The organism is Streptomyces sp. ID05-39B, from assembly GCF_033794725.1.
Lineage (GTDB): Bacteria > Actinomycetota > Actinomycetes > Streptomycetales > Streptomycetaceae > Streptomyces > Streptomyces bobili.
Genome location: NZ_JARGEF010000010.1, coordinates 1 through 16495 on the forward strand (window position 1 = coordinate 1; position 16495 = coordinate 16495).

Genomic DNA, 16495 nt, shown 5'->3' on the forward strand with positions numbered 1-16495 from the left:
GTCCGCGTTTCTCGGCCAGGCCGGCCAGCTCCACGGCCTCGGCGGCCGTACCGGTGCCGGTGTCGTCAGGGGACGCGGGGGCCGGTCCAAGGGGCTGGTCGCCGCAGGCCAGGTGTGCGTCGGGGTCGCTTCCCGCGGCCGGCCGGCGGAGGCGTCCGCCGTTGCCGTAGCTCTCGCCGTTGTCCGGTGGGACGTCGGTTGGTGCCCGGACGGCTTCGGCTGCCGGGTTCCGTCCGCCGGTGCCGACCGCTTCTCGGAGGGTCTGGCCGAATGGGTACGGTCCGCCCCCGTCGGCGCAGGCGAGCGTGAGCCCACGGACGTCGACCCGGTTGAGCGCGGCTCTGACGCTGTCGGCGGTGGCGTGCTCGGCGCCTGCGGCTTGGGTGTCCAGGTCGGCACGGGGTTCAGCGTCGGCAGGGACACGTCGGTCGAGGACGAAGGCTTCGGACGAGGCGTGTCGCCTTCCTGCGTCACCAAGGCCCATACGCCGACACCACCGAGGGCGAGGATGACGGCGCCTCCCGCGATCCACGGAGTCCGTCGGGGTGTGCGTCGGTGACGGTTCATGATTCCTACTGTCCTATGGGCCCAGGCAGGACGCTCGTCGCGCCACGAAGAACTCCACACCTGCGAGGCCGCGGTGCGCCGGCGCCTCCCTCGGAGGCGTTCACCCACTCCGCGTGGCAGTGCGTTGAGCGCTCCGACGTCGCGCGCCAGGCGCACCGCACGCGTCGCCAGCACGTCCCACGCGTGCGGTCCACGTCACCCGAAGTTATGCTCCACCTTGCCATGACGGCCTTATGGCCCGCCGCCTCACCCGCGAGTCGTCGTCTGTCCACTCGGCGCCCGTGAGGTTCGACTGCAGATCCCCGCGCTCGAAGCGGCCACGCGCGTGGCGGCGGCCGAACTCCTCGAGCTCGGCATTGCTCCAGCGGCGGGAGAGAAGCGGCGAACACGTCGATCAGGGCGCGGGGCGCCCCGCGGTCGGCGAGGGCGCGGACATTGGTTCCGATCACGTGCTCCTCCGCGAGGACAGGCCCGTACCGGCTTTGGGCGACCGGCCGCCAGAACATCTCCTTGAGGATGTCGGCCGGCCGCACTGGCTGCCCGCCTTCGAACAATCCGCCCCGTTCAGCCCGTCGGGAAGCCGGGCCGCCCTGGAAGAGGTGCAGGTCACTCGCATGGACCAATGATCCTTCCTGGTACTCAGTAGCAGCACCCTCGTTGAGATCGCCGCCGACTGGGCCCGCGTCGAGCCCTGTCATCCGTCCCAGCCCCTTGGCGGGCAGCGCGTCGATGAGGGACTGCTGCAGTGGCTGGAGCAGCGCTCCGGCGAGCTGCGCACCGGACGCTGGGTGGAAGGCCACCGGGAGGGGATGCCGCCGGTCCCCGCGGGGGACGGGGGCCGGCGGCACGGGCCCGTGCGCGGCGGTCCGGCCGTCATGGGAGGCGGCCGGAGATGAGGGTTTCCCGCGCCGGGCGGGGCCTGCCCGAAAGTCGGGACCGTAAGAAGGACGGTGCACGTGCCCGGCGGGCGGGCGCACCCATACCGCATCGGCGGCTCTGTCGGCACCCAGACATCTGTCAGGGTGGCGACGTCCCTGGTCCGGTCTACGCTTCGAGGCGCCGACTCGGGGGAGCTCTTGGACGCTACGGCATCTGGAGCAGGAGAAATGAGCGCTCCGGTCGGGTGACACCAGCAGCGTCGGCGACGACATCCCGTCGTTGGAACGGCTGCTGCTTCGGTTGCGACTACTGGGGAGAGCAAATGCGATTGAGAACAATCAAAAACCGGGCGGCTGCAATGGTCGTGACGATGATCGCCGCAGTCCTCGTTCCGCTGGCTGCGCAGGCACCAGCACAGGCAGCACCGAACGTTGCGGCCGGAACGGCCGCATGGACACCCGAGATCTACCCGCTGTTCTCAGGCGAGTGGGTAAAGCGGGATGTGTCGGGTGCCCAGCGGGACAGTGAGCTGATCTGGTGCTCCCTGGCATCTGGAGTCGCCTGTGTGGCGGTTGGTCAGGGCGACGGCATGCACAGCATCTTCCACCTGTACAAGTGCGATACGCGGTCGCTCTCGAACTTCATCGACGCGCTCTCTGCCCGCAACAACCAGACTGGCGGAGCCAAAGTCCAGTTCTGGGGTCCGTCCACACTCGTGTACACCGCCTACGCGGACGGGAACATCTACAACTTCCCGGACGAGGCGACGTACGGCTTCGATCGCCTCGATATCTGCTGAGGGCACATCGACCCGGGCACGCTCGTCGTGGTGTCCGGGTCGGGAGCCTTCGCAGTGACGGCTGCGGAGTGACGACTGCCTGACGTACAGATGGTCGAGACCCTGGGTTGACCACGCTGCGCCGGACGATGGTGTACGGCCGGGCCTTCTCCGCGGCCGCATCCGCCGCTACGAATGCCCCACCACAGGTGGCGGCAGCTGGCGGTGCCTTCTCCAACCGATCGGACATGCGGTCGTCGTTCGATGCGCACGGGACGTGGCCGGCACCCCGACCTCGCACACGGCCTGCACCGATCCGCTGGGCGCCTCCGTCATCAACGCCCGTCAAAGATCAGAGACGGGCATGCCGTGTGCTGTGACGTTACGGAGGGTGCCGGGCGACGAACTCCACCGCCCGGCCCGCCAACTCGGCGTGGCCCTGCCCTGGGGAAACCGGTCGTGCGCATATGAAGAGCCGGACCTGTTCCGACGACGATGCCGCAGCGACGAGAAGCAGGGCCCATGCGCCTGTCTCGTTCCAGGACGCCCGTATCACTGGCGTGCCAACGTCTGGGGCCACGATCAGACATCAGGTCCCGGTCGACGACCGCAGCCGAGCCACACCCATGTCCCCTCCTCAACTTGATCGGCCCAAAGGAGCGTTACCTGTGAAGCTCCATCTTCTCGCCGCCGCCGCGCTGCTGCTGATCGGCGGCGCGGCCGGTCCCGCCGCCGCCGACACCCCGGCTGGGCAGCCCGTGCAGCCCCGTGCCGCGTCCGTCGAGGTGCCCGCCGGCGTCAGCGCCGGGGTCGCCGTCTTCGACCGGCGAACCGGTACCTTCACCGAGCAGCTCAATTCGAGTACGGGCTTCCGCTCCGCCTCGGTCGTCAAGCTGCTGCTGGCGCTGGACTACCTGTGGAACCGGGGCCCCGACCACACCGTGCCCTCAGCCGACCGGGCATGGCTGGAGCCGATGCTGCGCAGCAGCAACGACGACGCGGCCAACAGCTACTGGTCGGACAACGGCGGCACGGCGATCATCACCCGCATGGTGAGCCGTCTCGGCCTCAAGGACACGGCCCCACCGCCCACCGGCTACGAGGGCTACTGGGGCTACACCGCGCTGTCCGCTCGCGACACGGTGACGATCTACCGCTACCTCCTGGACTCGGCGCCCGGCCCCGTGCGCGACTTCGTCATGGGGAACCTGCGCCAGTCCACCCGCTGCGCCTCGGACAGGTTCGACCAGCACTTCGGTGTCGCCGGGGCGTTCGAGAAACCCTGGGCGGTGAAGCAGGGCTGGGCGGGATCCTCGTACGAGACAGGCACCTGCGGCCCGCCGCGCACCGCTACCGCGACGGGCACCGCGAGCCCGGCACCGGCCGCTGCCGCGGGCGTGGACCTGACCCGGCCTGCGCTGCACAGCACGGGCACCGTCGGCGCCGGTGACCGTTTCATCGTGGCCGTGTTCACGCTGCACCCCGTCGGCACGTCGTACGGGAAGGCATACACGGACATCGGCCGGTTGACCCGCTCCCTGAACGTCCCCGGAGCCGCGCGGCCCGCGGGATGGTGGTACGGCACGTGGAGCGATCATGTGAACGTCCGCCCCAACCCCGGCACGGACACCTCGCCGATCACCCAACTCCCCGCAGACGTCGAGGTGTTGGTGGGCTGCCAGGCAAGAGGCGAGGAGGTCAGCGTACCGCCCTACACCAACGAGTGGTGGGCGTACCTCCCGCAGTACAACGGCTGGATCTCCAACATCTACATCAACTCGCCCGACAACAAGATGCCGGACGTCAAGGACTGCTGAACAGTATTTAGCGACAGCGCCGCTGCCTCACCGCTCGTAGGCGGCGAGGTAGCGGAGCACTTTCTCGACGTGGGGCCGCACCCCTTCAGGGACGCCGCCCTCCGTGATGACCGTGCGGTCGCTCGTGCGGTAGCCGGCCGCCATCAGTGCGGGAAGATTCTCGGCGGGCATGTCGGCCTTCTTGAACTGCTGGTCGAGCCAGCACACGTACAGCGACATCGTGGAGATCGCGTCCGGTGGCGATAGGTAGTCCTTGTCGCCGTCGCCGTCGCCGTCGACCGCCCAGGCCCGGAACACCGACGGCGTCCACATGGCGATGCCGTACTCCTCGCTCGCCGGACGGGCCGCGTTCACGTCGAAACCGCTCTCCGCCTTGAGCATGGCGGCGAGAAAGGCGGGCGTGACCTCCGCGTCGGTGCAGCGGTGGGCGGCCTTCACGATGACCGGCCGCAGTGCTTCGGGGACGTCGGAATCCTCCGGGATCTCCCCGGCGGCCGGGCTGTGCGCATCGGTGACGACGACCGGTGTGTGGTGCGCCTGGTCGTCGTCATCCTCGCCTGCGCCGCCCCCGAGCAGCGCGGTCCCGGCGATGGCGGCCGACACCGCGGCGAGTGCCACGGCGGCGACCGGCAGCAGCCGGCGTCGGCCACGCGGGCTTCCCAGTTGCTCGATCCGGACGGAGAGGCTCGCGGCGGTGTGGCGCAGGCGGCCAGCGTGGTCGGGTGTCAGACAGTCCCCGATGACTCGGCGCCAGTTCTCGTCGAGTCCGGCGTCCAGGCGCAGTGGCGCGGTGCCGCGGGCGTAAGCCTGCGCGGCGAATGAGCGGGCACGCGCGGTGGCACCGGGGAACGGGTGCAGGCCACCGGTGAGCACTTGGTGGGCAAGGACACCGAAGGCCCAGATGTCGGCGGTCGGCCGCACCACCGTCCCGCCGGCTCCGGTGCGCTGGGACCACCACTCGGGCGGCACATGGTCGAGCGTGCCGAGCGGCGGCAGATAGGCGTGGGTGCCCTCGAGTTCGGTGGCCAGGCCGAAGTCGGCGAGCCAGACCGCCCCGTCCGGGCCCAGCAGCACGTTGGCGGGTTTGAGGTCGCCGTGCACCCAGCCGGCGCCGTGCATATGGGCGAGCCCGGCGGCGACGCCGCACAGGACCCGCACGGCGTCCGGGATCGGTCCGCCGGTCCCGGCGGCGTCCAGTGTCTGCCGCAGACTGCCCTCGGCACGGTCCATGACGAGCGCGATCGCCCCGTCCAGCGCGGGCAGATCCGGCGCGTTCACAGTGCACACGGCATGCGTCCGTACGAGGTGCGGATGGTCCGCTTCGGCGCTGAACCGCGCCTCGCGCGCGACCAGTTCACCGAGCGCGGCCCGCTGACCGGGCGCCAGGGCACCGGTCGGCAGCACCTTCACCGCCGCGACCTTGCCGTCCGCGAGCGCGTGGGCCTCGTACACGGTCCCCCAGCCGCCCGACCCGATGACGGCGTCCAGCTCCCAGCCGTCGATCCGGAAACCCGCCGGCAGCCGAGGCATTCCGAGGGCACCCCCCTCGGCGCCTGACGTGCTCACGCACCGCTCGCGTGCAGGACGGGCCGTCTGCGGGACGGCAACAGGGCGAGATGCTCCTCACGCACCAGGCCGAAGCGCAAGGCGAGCGAGACGAGTCGGGCACGTTTGGCACCCGTGCGGGCGTTGCCGTCCGCTCCGGGCTCGTCGCCGACGTCCAGACGCAGCTTGGCGAAGGTCAGATAGTCGATGTGGTAGTTCACCGCGGAGCGGGTCAGCCTGCGACAGCTCTCCAACGGGCGGAGTCTCTCCGCGATGTCCCCCACGCTCGGCAGCGTGCCGTCCGAGGGGTCGCGCAGTCGCGGCTCGCACAGGGCCACCAGCACCAAGAAGTACTTCGCCGTCGCATCGAGCGCGTAGGGGTGCACGGTCGCATCTCCCGCGCCGGGCGAGGACCGCTCATCCAGATAGGCGTGCTGCGGGGCGAACACCTTGAAGTCGACGGTCCCGGACAGCGCGGGCAGGACGACTCGGGAGAACTCGAACGGCACCGGTGCTCCGAGCCGACCGGGCGCGACGGTGATGTACTCGCCGGCACCCTCCAGGTTCTCGACCGCATACGCGGTGTCGCGGCTGAAGTTCGACAGCCGCCAGTAGTCCTCGGCTGCCTCCAGACGCCCCGCACGCCGGGAGATCCCGGGATCGGACAGGACAATGGAGACCTCCCGGCCGCCGGGTACCCCGCGTCCGAAGTCCGCCACGTCGCCCGGCCCCATATGCAGTAACTCGTTCCCGGTCACGCGGACTTCACCCGGCCGTGACGAGCCGGGCGGCTGCACGATAATCGTTTCCATGCCGGTCTTCCCCCGATGTCGTGGCCATCATCGCAGAAGCGATTCCGGTTGCCGTAGACCCGGGTCTCCGCACTGGGCAAGGCGTGTCTCCTGGTCGCTGTCGCCGCTCCGCCACCTTCCCCGTCCCAGCCGTGAAGGCACCACTGGATCGTCCGCCATGTCGGGCCGATACATGGTCAAAAGACGCACTGGTGTCGTCGTTGTCCACGCTTGGCACCGCATGCGTGCAGCTTCCAGGGACGAGAGTGCGGAGCACGTCTCTTAGGACGATCGGCCGATCATCTGGGTTCCGGGCGCTCGAGCCGCTCTCGCGCCGACCTGGTGACGTTCGTGGCGTCGACGACGCTGCTCCCGCTCGGGAAGAAGCCTGGACGGCCGCCGGTGCACACCAAGCGGCACTTGATAGCCGGCATTCGCTGGCGTACCCGCGCCGGTGCTCCGTGGCGGGACGTGCCCGAGCGGCACGGCCCGTGGGAGACGGTCTACGGTCTGTTCCGGCGTTGGCAGCGGGATGGCACCTGGCACCGCATCTTCGAGCAACTGCGGGTCCGGGCGGATGCCGAGGGGCTGATCACCTGGGACGTCTCGGTGGACTCGACCATCGCCCGCGCTCACCAGCATGCGGCGGGTGCCCGCAGAAGGGGGATCTGCAGGTCGAGCCGCCAGGAGGTGTCTTCACCGAGCCCGACGACCACGGACTCGGACGCTCCCGGGGCGGGCTTGACGACCAAGCTCCACCTGGCGGTCGAGCAGGCCCAGAAGCCGATGGCGCTGGTGATCACGGCCGGGCAGCGCGGTGACTTCCCCCGGTTCCAGGTGGTCCTGGAGCGGATCCGGGTGCCCCGGCTCGGGCCGGGCCGCCCGCGCACCCGCCCGGACAAGGTTCGCGCCGACAAGGCGTACGGCTCCCGCAAACCGCGCCTATCTGGGCAAACGCGGTATCCGCTGCACCATCCCGGAGAAGCGCGACCAGATCGCCAACCGCAAGAAGCGCGGCCCCCAGGGTGGCCGGCCGCCGAAGTTCGACACGGCCGACCACAAAGAGCGCCACGCGGTGGAGTGCGGCGTCAATCGCCTCGAGCGCCACCGCGCGGTCGCCACGAGATACGACAAGCGCGCCGTCCGCTACGAGGCCACCGTGCTGGTCGCAGCCGTCAACGAGTGGCTGTGACCAGCACGGTGGCGGTCACTCGCGAGGCTGGGACGAGCTCAGGGCTGGTGACACATCACTCGATTCCGAGGGGTCCGATGCCCAGGTCCTCACGCATGAGGCGACGCATCTGCGCCATAGCGTTGCGTCGCCGCTCTATCAGGGGCGCGTCGTCGGCGGAGCCGACAGCCACTCCGCGGGCATAGGCGTCGCGGATCGCGCGCAGGCGGTGGAACGCTTCGTTCCCCGCCTCCACGACCTGCGGGGGGCCCACGAGCCAGAGGCGTTCGCTCGCCGTGTAGATGCCGGTGCCGCGCACGGCTTCCCGCACCGCCGCATCGCGTGCCGACTCGGACATGTGGTCGCCCAGCGCGACGGCCCGAATCTCCTCACCCGCGGCTTTGAGGGCAGAAACATACTCCGTGTAGACCTCGCGCCGTACTGCCAGAGCGTGCCTTGCTTCCTCCCGCCGCCACCGGTTGCGGTCGGCGATCAGAGTGGCTGCGATGCCGATGACGGCACCGGTCAGTGTGGAGAGCAGGGGCGTCCAGTCCATGTGTCGAAGTTTGTCGAAACCGGTGCGCTGGCACCAGCGCTTTCGCCACGCATGGCTGTGACCAGGAGCGTGGGTCAGTAGACAACTCCTGGAATGCCGTGCCTCGTGGTGGAGTGGGGCTGTCGGGCGCTGCTGTTGCAAAGGTGTGGCTGCCCGTCGGTCGTGGTGCGACGATCAGTTCCGCATCTTGATCCAGATCTGCGTTCCGGAGGTCCGCATGGACATCGCCTCACTGCTGCCGATGACCACGCCCCGGTTGTCGCTGCGTCTGTTCACTCCAGGCGACGCCGACGACCTGTACGCCTACCAGAGCCTGCCGAGTGTGGCGCGCTACTTGTACCGGCCGGCGCACACGCGGGAGCGCAGCGAGCAGGTTGCGGCCGAGCGCGCGGCGCACTCGGTTTGGTGCGCCGACGGGGACAAGCTGGCGCTTGCTGTGTGCCGACGCGATGAGCCCGGCGTCCTTGGCGAGGTGACGCTCACCCTGGCCAATGCCCGCGCCGCCCAGGCCGAGATCGGCTGGACTCTCGACCCACGTCACCAGGGGCACGGCTATGCGACCGAGGCGGCCGTGGCGCTGGCCGGGTTTGCCTTCGACAAGCTGGGCGTGCACCGGCTCTACGCACGGCTGGATGTGGAGAACACCGGGTCTGTGCGGGTCTGTGAGCGCCTCGGGATGCGTCGGGAGGCGCACCTGGTCGAGAACGACCTCGATGGGGATCGCTGGGGCAGCGAGTACATCTACGCGGCGCTGGCCGCGGACATCGGCGGTCAATCGGGCAGTTGAGCCCGACGCCCCAGGCAGCCGAAGCCTCGGGGTGTCCCTGGTTCGGGCTGTCTTCGGGCGACTTCGTGCCCGCGCTGGAGCAGTTCCTCGGCTCGACGGTCGGCCTGTCGCCAGCCACCGTGACCCGGCTGACCAAGCAGTGGCAGGACGACCACGCCGCCTTCCAGCAGCGCGGCCTCGCTGAGTCCGACTACGTGTACGTGTGGGCCGACGGGGTGCACCCCAAAATCCGGCTCGGACAGGCGCACTCCTGCATCCTGGTTCTGATGGGTGTGCGCCTGGACGGCACCAGGGAGCTGATCGCGCTGGCCGAGGGCCTGCGTGAGTCCACCGAGTCGTGGGCCGACCTGCTGCGCGACTGCCGCAGGCGCGGCATGCGCGATCCCGAGCTGGTCGTCGGCGACGGCGCGATGGGCCTGTGGAAGGCGCTGGCCGAGGTGTTCCCGGCTGCCCGCCACCAGCGGTGCTGGGTCCACAAGGCCCGCAATGTCACGAACGCCCTGTCGAAGTCCGCACAGCCGGGCGCGACGAAGGCGATGCAGGAGATCTACAACGCCGAGGACCGCGGCCACGCCGAGAAGGCGATCGAGGCGTTCGCGAAGACCTACGGCGCCAAGTTCCCCAAGGCCGTCGCGAAGATCACCGAGGACCGCGACGAGCTGCTGGCCTTCTACGACTTCCCGGGCGAGCACTGGATCCACCTGCGGACCCCGAACCCGATCGAGTCGACCTTCTCCACTGTCAAGCTCCGAACCAAGGTCACCCGCGGCGCCGGCGGCCCGGCCGCGGCCCTCGCGATGGTGTTCAAGCTCGTCGAATCCGCCCAGGCCCGCTGGCGCGCGATCACCGGAGCCCACCTCGTCGCCTTAGTCCGCGCGGGCGCCACGTTCGAAAACGGCATCCTCGTCGAGCGCGCGGAGGCCGCAGCCGCCTAAAAGACCGCGATCGGATCGGTGGCGCGTTCGCGGCGGGCGAGGGTGCGCATCACCGGAAGGACGCCGTGACGAACCACGGCCATGCGGGTGAGGCAGACGATGACCAAGTCGGTGGCCTCGGCCGGCACCGACAGGGAGGGTGCCTCCAGGCTGACGGCAAGGTCGTCGAGGTGGACAACAAGTTCCACGAGCCGGGTCAGCAGACACTGATCGAGCGGCAGTACGTGGGCGAACACGCCGACAGGCCGGTCGAGCGGCATGGTCGGCAACTGCACTGCGAGCCGGGCGCGAGCGGCGTCAAACTCCTCTGCCAGGGTGGCAGGCCCACCGGCCGCCTCCTGCTCGCCCACCTCGCGGATCCGACGCGGCACCGCATCCTCCAGATGCGGCGCCGGGCCGGCGCCAGACAGGAAGTACGCGACAGCATCGATGGGCGTCCCGCCCGCCGGTGGCAGCTCGGCCAGCCAACGCTCGACGTTGAAGACCGCCCGGGCCAGATGCCCGGCTAGACCGCTGATCCGGAACTCGGCCAGTGCGCTCGGCTGCTCCCACCGTTCGGCCAGCACCGGCGAACGCAGCAGCCGGGACGCGACCTCGGCCGTGTCGAGAAATGCGGAGATCACACCGGCAGGCTAGCGGCCGGCCTGCCGCGTTGCCATCCGCCGTCCGAGATTGCCACCGCGGCCCCATCTGGCTACGCGCGTGATCCGCCAGACCGGCCCTAATCACAAGTCGCACGATCCACAACTCTTGACAATTACTCCACGGACCACCGGTCCGGACCCGGAACCGTATGCCGTCAATCAGTTACCGCCGCGGCTGGACATGCGCGCCCCAGCCTTGGCTGCGGCGGCAAGAGCGGTCCGGCACTGCCCACTGTTCACCCGTCAGGTCTCCCCGCCCCTCGATACACGGCCTACGTCTTTGGTGCCGGTCCATCCGGGCCCGAAGTCCGATCCGCCGTGCCCCGACGACAGTTAGCGTCCCACCATGCGCTTAGGACTACTTGGCACCGGCAACGTCGCCCGAGCACTGGCCCACGGCTGGAGTGCCGCGGGACACGACGTGCTCCTCGGTTCCCGTCAGCCCAAGGAACGAACAGACCTCGGTCTCCCAGTGGGAAGCCTGAATGAAACAGCCGCCCACGCAGAGGTACTCGTCAACGCCACCCCGGGGAATGTCTCTGTAGGACTGCTGCACTCCATCGGGGCACCGGCGCTGGCCGGTATCCTGCTGATCGATGTCGGGGTCGGCCTCTCCGACGACTTCACCGAACTCTCGCATCCCAACAGCAGCCTGGGCGAACAGATTCAGGAAGCCTTCCCCCTGACCCCCGTCGTCAAGACGCTGTGCACCATGGACTCCACCGTGATGATCGCCCCGGACGGTCTGGGTGGCCCGAGCACCGTCTTCCTCTCCGGCAACGACGCCGAAGCCAAACGGACCACCGGCCGACTGCTCACCGACCTCGGTTGGCCCTCGTCGTCCCAGCTGGACATGGGCGACATCACCACCGCACGCGGCCAGGAGCACTTCGCCTTGCTCTTCATGGGCATCGCGAGTGGTCTGGGGGCCCACACGTTCAACATCAACGTGGTCACCCGCCCCTCTGCCTAGTCTGCCGTCCATGTGGCCGGACGGCGTCGATGACGACCTGCAGGTGGGTCCGAGTATCGGTAGTTCTTGCTCGAGGCCGCGATGGTGCGGTCGCGGGTGGGCACCAGGGTGCCGTCGACGATGTGAAGGGTGTCCGTGCGCGGCCGGCGGGCCGGGGAGATTGCCAGCAGCGGTGCGAGGTGGTCGAGAGTCCCGTCGGCCGCGGACTTCGAGACAGGAACTGGTGGGCGAGGGCCGGCTGATCGCTCACCGCGGGCATCCGCAGGGCGGAACTGGCGTCTGCTCCGACGGTATCGGCCGCCCTCGCCTGTGGGGAGCAGGGTCCCGCAACGTCGTTGGCATGGGGATTCAGGAGCGCGGTACCTCCGACAGGGCGCTCCACAGCGTCGACGGCGTCGCGAACGTCTCCATGACCAACATCTCGTCCGGCAGTTCCAGCGAGAACCTGTCCTCCAGCTCCGCCACCAGGCCGAGCAACGTCAGGGAATCCAGGCCCAGTTCGGTCAGACTCGCGTGCGCGTCGACGGGTGTCTCGTCGTCGAGAAAGGGCAGTGCCTTGCGGAGTGCGGATTCGAAGTCGCTGTAGGAGAGGTCGTTCACGGGCTGCTCCTCGATGCTGTGCGGCCTGCGGGGGACGGTGTGCCCCCGCACGGGGCAGGGTAGTCCGTACACGATCAAGAGGGTGCGGGGGCTTCAGTCCCGTCGGGAGACCGCAGCAGCTTCTCGTTCCATTCCCTTTCCAGGGTCGCCGTCTCGGTGATGAGGTCGGCGATGCGCCGTACTGCGACGGATCCCTTTCGGAGGCGCAGGAAGAAGTAGTTCCGGGTCATCTCCCAGCGCCGGGAGAGGGCTTCCGCGTCGGCGGCCCGATCGTGCAGGGAGGTAAGCGCACAGGCTTCGGCGGCCGCCCGTAGAAAGCGCGCGTTCAGGGCGCGTTGGCTGGCCAGTTCACCGAACCAGGCGCTGACCTCGATCGTGCCCACGGGGCTGAGCGAGGTGAAGTCGTCCGGGGCGGCGCGCAGTTCGTCGGCGCATGCGGTCACCAGGTCCACGTCGGCAAAGGAGCGCGCGTTACGGGCGAGGGCGGAGCGGAACCGCCCCTGCTGCGCCGCCTGGCTCTCCCCGAAGTCGGACGTGCCGGCTCTCACGACCACTGTGCGGTTGCGCCAGTCGGGGTCGCCTCTGCGGGCTTCTCCCAGCGCGTCCGACGCCATTGCGGTGAGCAGGGTGCTCTTTTCCATGAAGCCGTCGTAGAGGGAGCCCTGGTAGCGGTCGACGATCCGGACGGAACCGGAATCTCCCTTGCTGTTGCCGTCCTCGGGGCGGATCACGATGCGGTGTGAATGGTGCTGCTGGAGGTGGAAGGAGCTGTGGGGGACATGGAAGGTGTCCACCCAGGCGATCACCGGATGGCCGTCCAGGAGGTGAGCGTCGATGTATTCCTCGGCCCGTCGGGAGTCGGCGTGGTGAACGTGGTCGGCGGTCAGGCCACACCATTCGTGCAGGATCTCCTCGGGCGTCCGTCGGTGGATTCCGAGATGCTCCACGGGCCATTCGGAATCGGCTGCCTCCGTCCTGCGGTGATATCCCCAGTGGTCTCCCAGGACGCTCGGATCGCGGCCGAGCCAGGCCGCCGTGACGCCGAACGTCGCTGAAATACAGTCAAGTGCCGAAAAATCCGCGTCCATTGAACCCCCCTGCTCCAAGAACTTCGCTCCTTCACCGTTCCTCACCGTCCGCAGCGCTCCGGCCAATCCCCTATGCCTTCCCTGATGCCTTCCGCTGCGTCTTCCCCTGCGTCTTCCGTGCCCCCTGACGCACGGTGACCGCGATCCCCAGGGCACCCCGGATGCTACGCTGCGGGCCACCAAGCGTCCGTGAGCTGGCCTCACTTGGCCTCGCCGGCCTTCCGCTCCGACCGCGTGTACCAGCACAGATCTAGGTGAAAGGAGGCGGGGCGAGCGATGAGCGACCCCCGGTTCCCCATGACTGATTCCAGTAGCCCCTCCGCCGAGGAAATCAACGTCGACGAACTGTGCTCGTACGCCGTCGACGTGTGGGTGAGCGACCACAGCATCCTCACCGACGAGCAGCGCCTCCTCAAGGTGCTGCGCACGGCCGCGGAAAAGGGAAACGCCACCGTGCTCGGTGAGGCCTCGCACATCTTCCCGAACGGTGCCGTCACCGCTATTCTCCTGCTTTCGGCCTCGCACCTGAGTATTCATACCTGGCCGGAATTCAGCCTCGCCAACATCGACCTGCTCGCCTACGGCCGTCTGAACGGCGAACGGATGATGCAGAGCGTGGAAGTGGGCCTCTCGCCCACGAGGATCAACGTGACGCGCATGCTGCGCGCGGTGCACTGACCGGGCCTGACCCGCCCACCGACCCACTTTCCCCCACACCGTTCACAACCACCCCGACAGCGACGTGAGGAACGCGTCGAAGCTGTCCCGGTGGATCGCGTGCGTGGCGTCCGGCACGGTCCGCACCTCGAATCCGCGCCGGGTCAGCTCAGCCCGCATCTCACCGCTCACCAGCGTGCTCGGCTCCGCCGTCTGGACGAGGGAGCGGACGACCGCCAGCTCCGGTGTGTGATCGGTGGCACGGTACGCGGAGAGGGCGAGCGCGGACCTCTCGTCCCAGGCGTGCAGCGCCGCCAGCTCGGCCGCGACCTGCCGCTCTCCCCACTCCGGGCGCAGGCTCCTGATCAGTAGCCGAGGCGCGCGTTTGAAAAGAGTGAACGCGGCCGGGTCGAGGGTGCCGTCCGGGCCGCCGAGCCGCCAGGCCGGCTCCGAGTACACGGCGCGCTGCGGTCGCAGTTCCGGCACCGCGAGTGCCAGGGCCAGGGCGCCGAGCGAATGGCCCAGCGCCAGTTCGGGGCCATGGGGCAGCGTCTCCAGCAGGTCCTTGGCGAACAGGTGCGGCGCGTACGCTCCCCGGGCGCTGCCGCCGTGGCCGCGCAGGTCGACGGCGACCACCCGGTAGCCCCGCCCGGTCAGGACCGGGACCAGCTCCTGCCAGGTGCGGTGGTCGGCCATGAGACCGTGGACGAGGACGGCGACCCGGTCGCCGGTGCCCCACTCCCGGGTGTGCAGTCGCATGCGGCGGCCGCCCTCACCCGGCCGCGGCGGCATCGTCGGCCACCGTGGACGCCGGCTCTCCGAAGGCGTCGGCGGACTCGTCGGCCGCCGTGGCTGCCAGTTCTGCGAAGGCGTCGGCGGACTCCGGCGGTACCCACAGGCGTTCCGCCCATCCTGGCGTGCCGAGCTGCCGGCCGTGGCGGACGATTCGTCGCGTGACCGCCTCCAGCACTTGCAGCCGGTACGGCCACAGCGCCTCCTGCTTGACGCGGGCCGCCGCCTCCGACCCCGGGATCAGCACCGGGGCCAGCGGGCTCGGTCCCGGGCCGACCAGGAGTCGGCCGGCCTCCGCCTCGGCGTTCGCGAACAGCGAGTACGGCATGTCCTCGTAGAAGGCGACGCGTTCGGGCTCGAGCACCTTTCGGGCGATCAGCTCCAGCGCGGCCTGCCGGGTCAGGACGTGGTCGACATGCCCGCCCACGGCCAGCGGCACGAGCACCAGGGAGCCGCCCGCCACCTCGGCCGCCAGACCGGCCGTCACCCGCTCGAACAACTCCGGCTCCGTCGAGCGGGCCGCGTCCACCTCGTGCGGTTCGAGGAAGTACCCCTCCTGCCAGGCGGACCGGTCGGCGGCGTCCACCTGACCGAGCACGGTCAGCTCCGCGCCGAGCACCGCGCACGCCACCCGCTCCTCCTCCAGCAGCAGCCGGGAGGCGAGCGCGGGACGGCTCCGATAGTGAGGGCGGCGCGTCCAGGTCTCCTGCGAGAACACGTCCACCACGCGGCCGCCCAACCGGGCGAGGAGTCCACCCAGGGCCAGTTGGGCATCGTCGGGGTGGGGAGAGAGGCAGATCAGGGCACGTGACGGGTACGGGCGCGGTGGCGGAGCGGCTACCACCAGGCCGGCCGCGTGCCAGCCTGCGATCAACTCCCGTTCCTCGGGCGGCCAGGAGCGGTAGGGCCGGGTTCCGTCGCAGGCATGCCACAGGGCTGCGGCCGATGCGGGAAAGAGGCCGGGATCGACCGGCTCGCCGAGGAACCGCACCTCGGCGCCGTCGAACTCGGTGTGCGGCAGGCGAATCGGGCGGTCGTCCGCCACGAGTGCGTGCGCTGTGCGCCTGACCGAGGGGGCGGGGGAGGGGCGCTCTGGCATGCGCAGGAGTGTAGACCAAGGGTCGATCATGGAACTATGGGAAGGGAACGACGGGAAGAGCACACGACAGGTCTGTGATCCGCACCGCGACGAGAGGCTCGAACAGCAATGTACGTACTCACCGGGGGACTTGGTGCGCCGGAGACGGCCCGCTTGCGGGAGGCCTGTGAGCGCACCGCACTGCCGCTGAAGGAGCCCGCGGCGCAGGACCCGCAGGGATTGGCCGCGCACGTCGCCGACGATCTCCTCGTCGCCTTCGTGGCGGCCGAGGCGGACGGCTCGGCTCCGTTCGCACTGGGCGAGATCACCCGTGAAGGCGCCTACGTCGTCCTCGTGCAGGCGGCGCCGACCGCCAAGGGCACGCTGGCGGCGGTCCGTTCGGGCGCCGGCTTCGTCATGGCCGCGCCGCTCGACGTCGAACGCCTGGTGCCGTTCCTGACCTACCTGCGGGACGTCGCCGCCCCCGCGTCCGCCCAGGTTCTCGACCTGGACGAGGCGGGCGTACTCAGTACGCCGTCCGCGTCCGTGCGGCTGTCCGAGGCCGAGGCGAAGGCGCTGCGCGCGCTCGCCGACCGGCGGGCCGTCATCGTCCCCCGGCCCGATCTGCTGCGGCTGACGGGCGAGGACCCGCGGGATGTCATCGAGGCGCTGCGGGCCCGGTTCCGGGAGGTCGGCTCGGGCGCCCAGATTCTCAAGGTGCCGCACATGGGTTTCCGGCTCGTCGGGGAAGTGCGGCTGCGGGCCACCGCGTGACGGGGGCGGACCGTGCGCCGCGCCCCGTGCGAGTGACAGTGCCGGACAGCGGGCCGCGCCCCG

The 16495-nt window shown here is 69.8% G+C and carries 15 protein-coding genes and 4 pseudogenes; 8 read left to right on the forward strand and 11 right to left on the reverse strand.

Annotation, left to right across the window (positions count from 1 at the left end):
* A partial coding sequence (locus P1P75_RS04400; RefSeq protein WP_319252026.1) for a hypothetical protein occupies positions 1–484 on the reverse strand: 484 nt, incomplete at its 3' end.
* Between the two features lie 339 nt (positions 485–823).
* A pseudogene (locus tag P1P75_RS04405) lies at positions 824–1088 on the reverse strand (hypothetical protein); the annotation flags it as partial.
* 722 nt (positions 1089–1810) lie between these two features.
* On the opposite strand from P1P75_RS04405, the gene P1P75_RS04410 reads away from it, so the two are divergent.
* Both P1P75_RS04410 and P1P75_RS04415 read left to right on the forward strand, forming a co-directional pair.
* Positions 1811–2245: a hypothetical protein gene (locus P1P75_RS04410; protein WP_319252028.1), complete on the forward strand. Its 435-nt coding sequence runs from the start codon at positions 1811–1813 to the stop codon at positions 2243–2245.
* A gap of 647 nt (positions 2246–2892) precedes the next feature.
* The gene (locus P1P75_RS04415) at positions 2893–4041 is read left to right on the forward strand and encodes a hypothetical protein (protein WP_319252029.1); all 1149 of its coding nucleotides are present in this window, start codon (positions 2893–2895) and stop codon (positions 4039–4041) included.
* A gap of 27 nt (positions 4042–4068) precedes the next feature.
* Here the strand turns inward: P1P75_RS04415 and P1P75_RS04420 are convergent, their stop codons facing one another.
* Positions 4069–5571, reverse strand: coding sequence for a serine/threonine-protein kinase (locus P1P75_RS04420; protein ID WP_319252031.1), 1503 nt, complete (start codon positions 5569–5571; stop codon positions 4069–4071).
* Between the two features lie 32 nt (positions 5572–5603).
* Complete coding sequence (locus P1P75_RS04425; RefSeq protein WP_319252033.1) at positions 5604–6398, reverse strand: serine/threonine protein kinase; 795 nt, start codon at positions 6396–6398, stop codon at positions 5604–5606.
* Between the two features lie 381 nt (positions 6399–6779).
* On the opposite strand from P1P75_RS04425, the pseudogene P1P75_RS04430 reads away from it, so the two are divergent.
* A pseudogene (locus tag P1P75_RS04430) lies at positions 6780–7403 on the forward strand (IS5 family transposase); the annotation flags it as partial.
* Positions 7404–7624: 221 nt separating this feature from the next.
* Here P1P75_RS04430 and P1P75_RS04435 read toward each other — a convergent pair.
* On the reverse strand, positions 7625–8104 hold the full coding sequence (locus tag P1P75_RS04435) for a hypothetical protein (protein WP_319252035.1): 480 nt from the start codon (positions 8102–8104) through the stop codon (positions 7625–7627).
* Positions 8105–8321: 217 nt separating this feature from the next.
* Between P1P75_RS04435 and P1P75_RS04440 the strand changes: the two genes are divergently transcribed.
* Both P1P75_RS04440 and P1P75_RS04445 read left to right on the forward strand, forming a co-directional pair.
* Positions 8322–8891 carry a GNAT family N-acetyltransferase gene (locus tag P1P75_RS04440; protein ID WP_319252037.1) on the forward strand — a complete coding sequence of 190 codons (570 nt, stop codon included), beginning with the start codon at positions 8322–8324 and terminating at the stop codon, positions 8889–8891.
* Between the two features lie 44 nt (positions 8892–8935).
* Positions 8936–9826 (forward strand): annotated as a pseudogene (locus P1P75_RS04445) (IS256 family transposase); the annotation flags it as partial.
* Here the strand turns inward: P1P75_RS04445 and P1P75_RS04450 are convergent.
* Positions 9823–10449 carry a maleylpyruvate isomerase N-terminal domain-containing protein gene (locus P1P75_RS04450; RefSeq protein ID WP_319252039.1) on the reverse strand — a complete coding sequence of 209 codons (627 nt, stop codon included), beginning with the start codon at positions 10447–10449 and terminating at the stop codon, positions 9823–9825. The pseudogene P1P75_RS04445 and the gene P1P75_RS04450 overlap by 4 nt on opposite strands.
* 367 nt (positions 10450–10816) lie before the next feature.
* On the opposite strand from P1P75_RS04450, the gene P1P75_RS04455 reads away from it, so the two are divergent.
* Positions 10817–11443 carry an NAD(P)-binding domain-containing protein gene (locus P1P75_RS04455; RefSeq protein WP_319252041.1) on the forward strand — a complete coding sequence of 209 codons (627 nt, stop codon included), beginning with the start codon at positions 10817–10819 and terminating at the stop codon, positions 11441–11443.
* A gap of 50 nt (positions 11444–11493) precedes the next feature.
* Here the strand turns inward: P1P75_RS04455 and P1P75_RS04460 are convergent.
* From P1P75_RS04460 to P1P75_RS04470, 3 genes and pseudogenes are all read right to left on the reverse strand, one after another.
* A pseudogene (locus P1P75_RS04460) lies at positions 11494–11658 on the reverse strand (IS5/IS1182 family transposase); the annotation flags it as partial.
* 133 nt (positions 11659–11791) lie between these two features.
* Positions 11792–12115: an acyl carrier protein gene (locus P1P75_RS04465; protein WP_319252043.1), complete on the reverse strand. Its 324-nt coding sequence runs from the start codon at positions 12113–12115 to the stop codon at positions 11792–11794.
* 2 nt (positions 12116–12117) lie between these two features.
* Complete coding sequence (locus P1P75_RS04470; RefSeq protein ID WP_319252045.1) at positions 12118–13131, reverse strand: BtrH N-terminal domain-containing protein; 1014 nt, start codon at positions 13129–13131, stop codon at positions 12118–12120.
* 276 nt (positions 13132–13407) lie between these two features.
* On the opposite strand from P1P75_RS04470, the gene P1P75_RS04475 reads away from it, so the two are divergent.
* Entirely contained in the window at positions 13408–13809 is a 402-nt protein-coding gene (locus tag P1P75_RS04475) for an S-adenosylmethionine decarboxylase (protein ID WP_319252047.1), read from the forward strand.
* 42 nt (positions 13810–13851) lie between these two features.
* Here P1P75_RS04475 and P1P75_RS04480 read toward each other — a convergent pair whose 3' ends face one another.
* Both P1P75_RS04480 and P1P75_RS04485 read right to left on the reverse strand, forming a co-directional pair.
* Positions 13852–14547, reverse strand: coding sequence for an alpha/beta hydrolase (locus tag P1P75_RS04480; protein ID WP_319252049.1), 696 nt, complete (start codon positions 14545–14547; stop codon positions 13852–13854).
* Positions 14548–14560: 13 nt separating this feature from the next.
* Entirely contained in the window at positions 14561–15679 is a 1119-nt protein-coding gene (locus P1P75_RS04485; protein WP_319252051.1) for a PIG-L family deacetylase, read from the reverse strand.
* A 108-nt stretch (positions 15680–15787) separates the two neighbouring features.
* On the opposite strand from P1P75_RS04485, the gene P1P75_RS04490 reads away from it, so the two are divergent.
* The gene (locus P1P75_RS04490; RefSeq protein ID WP_319252053.1) at positions 15788–16432 is read left to right on the forward strand and encodes a hypothetical protein; all 645 of its coding nucleotides are present in this window, start codon (positions 15788–15790) and stop codon (positions 16430–16432) included.
* Positions 16433–16495 lie beyond the last annotated feature (63 nt).

Bases quoted from the DNA above. Each gene is read 5' to 3' on its own strand.
- P1P75_RS04475 (WP_319252047.1), top strand. From the start codon at position 13,408: ATGAGCGACCCCCGGTTCCCCATGACTGATTCCAGTAGCCCCTCCGCC.
- P1P75_RS04470 (WP_319252045.1), bottom strand. From the start codon at position 13,131: ATGGACGCGGATTTTTCGGCACTTGACTGTATTTCAGCGACGTTCGGC.
- P1P75_RS04480 (WP_319252049.1), bottom strand. From the start codon at position 14,547: ATGCGACTGCACACCCGGGAGTGGGGCACCGGCGACCGGGTCGCCGTC.
- P1P75_RS04425 (WP_319252033.1), bottom strand. From the start codon at position 6,398: ATGGAAACGATTATCGTGCAGCCGCCCGGCTCGTCACGGCCGGGTGAA.
- P1P75_RS04455 (WP_319252041.1), top strand. From the start codon at position 10,817: ATGCGCTTAGGACTACTTGGCACCGGCAACGTCGCCCGAGCACTGGCC.
- P1P75_RS04485 (WP_319252051.1), bottom strand. From the start codon at position 15,679: ATGCCAGAGCGCCCCTCCCCCGCCCCCTCGGTCAGGCGCACAGCGCAC.
- P1P75_RS04440 (WP_319252037.1), top strand. From the start codon at position 8,322: ATGGACATCGCCTCACTGCTGCCGATGACCACGCCCCGGTTGTCGCTG.
- P1P75_RS04420 (WP_319252031.1), bottom strand. From the start codon at position 5,571: ATGCCTCGGCTGCCGGCGGGTTTCCGGATCGACGGCTGGGAGCTGGAC.
- P1P75_RS04490 (WP_319252053.1), top strand. From the start codon at position 15,788: ATGTACGTACTCACCGGGGGACTTGGTGCGCCGGAGACGGCCCGCTTG.
- P1P75_RS04435 (WP_319252035.1), bottom strand. From the start codon at position 8,104: ATGGACTGGACGCCCCTGCTCTCCACACTGACCGGTGCCGTCATCGGC.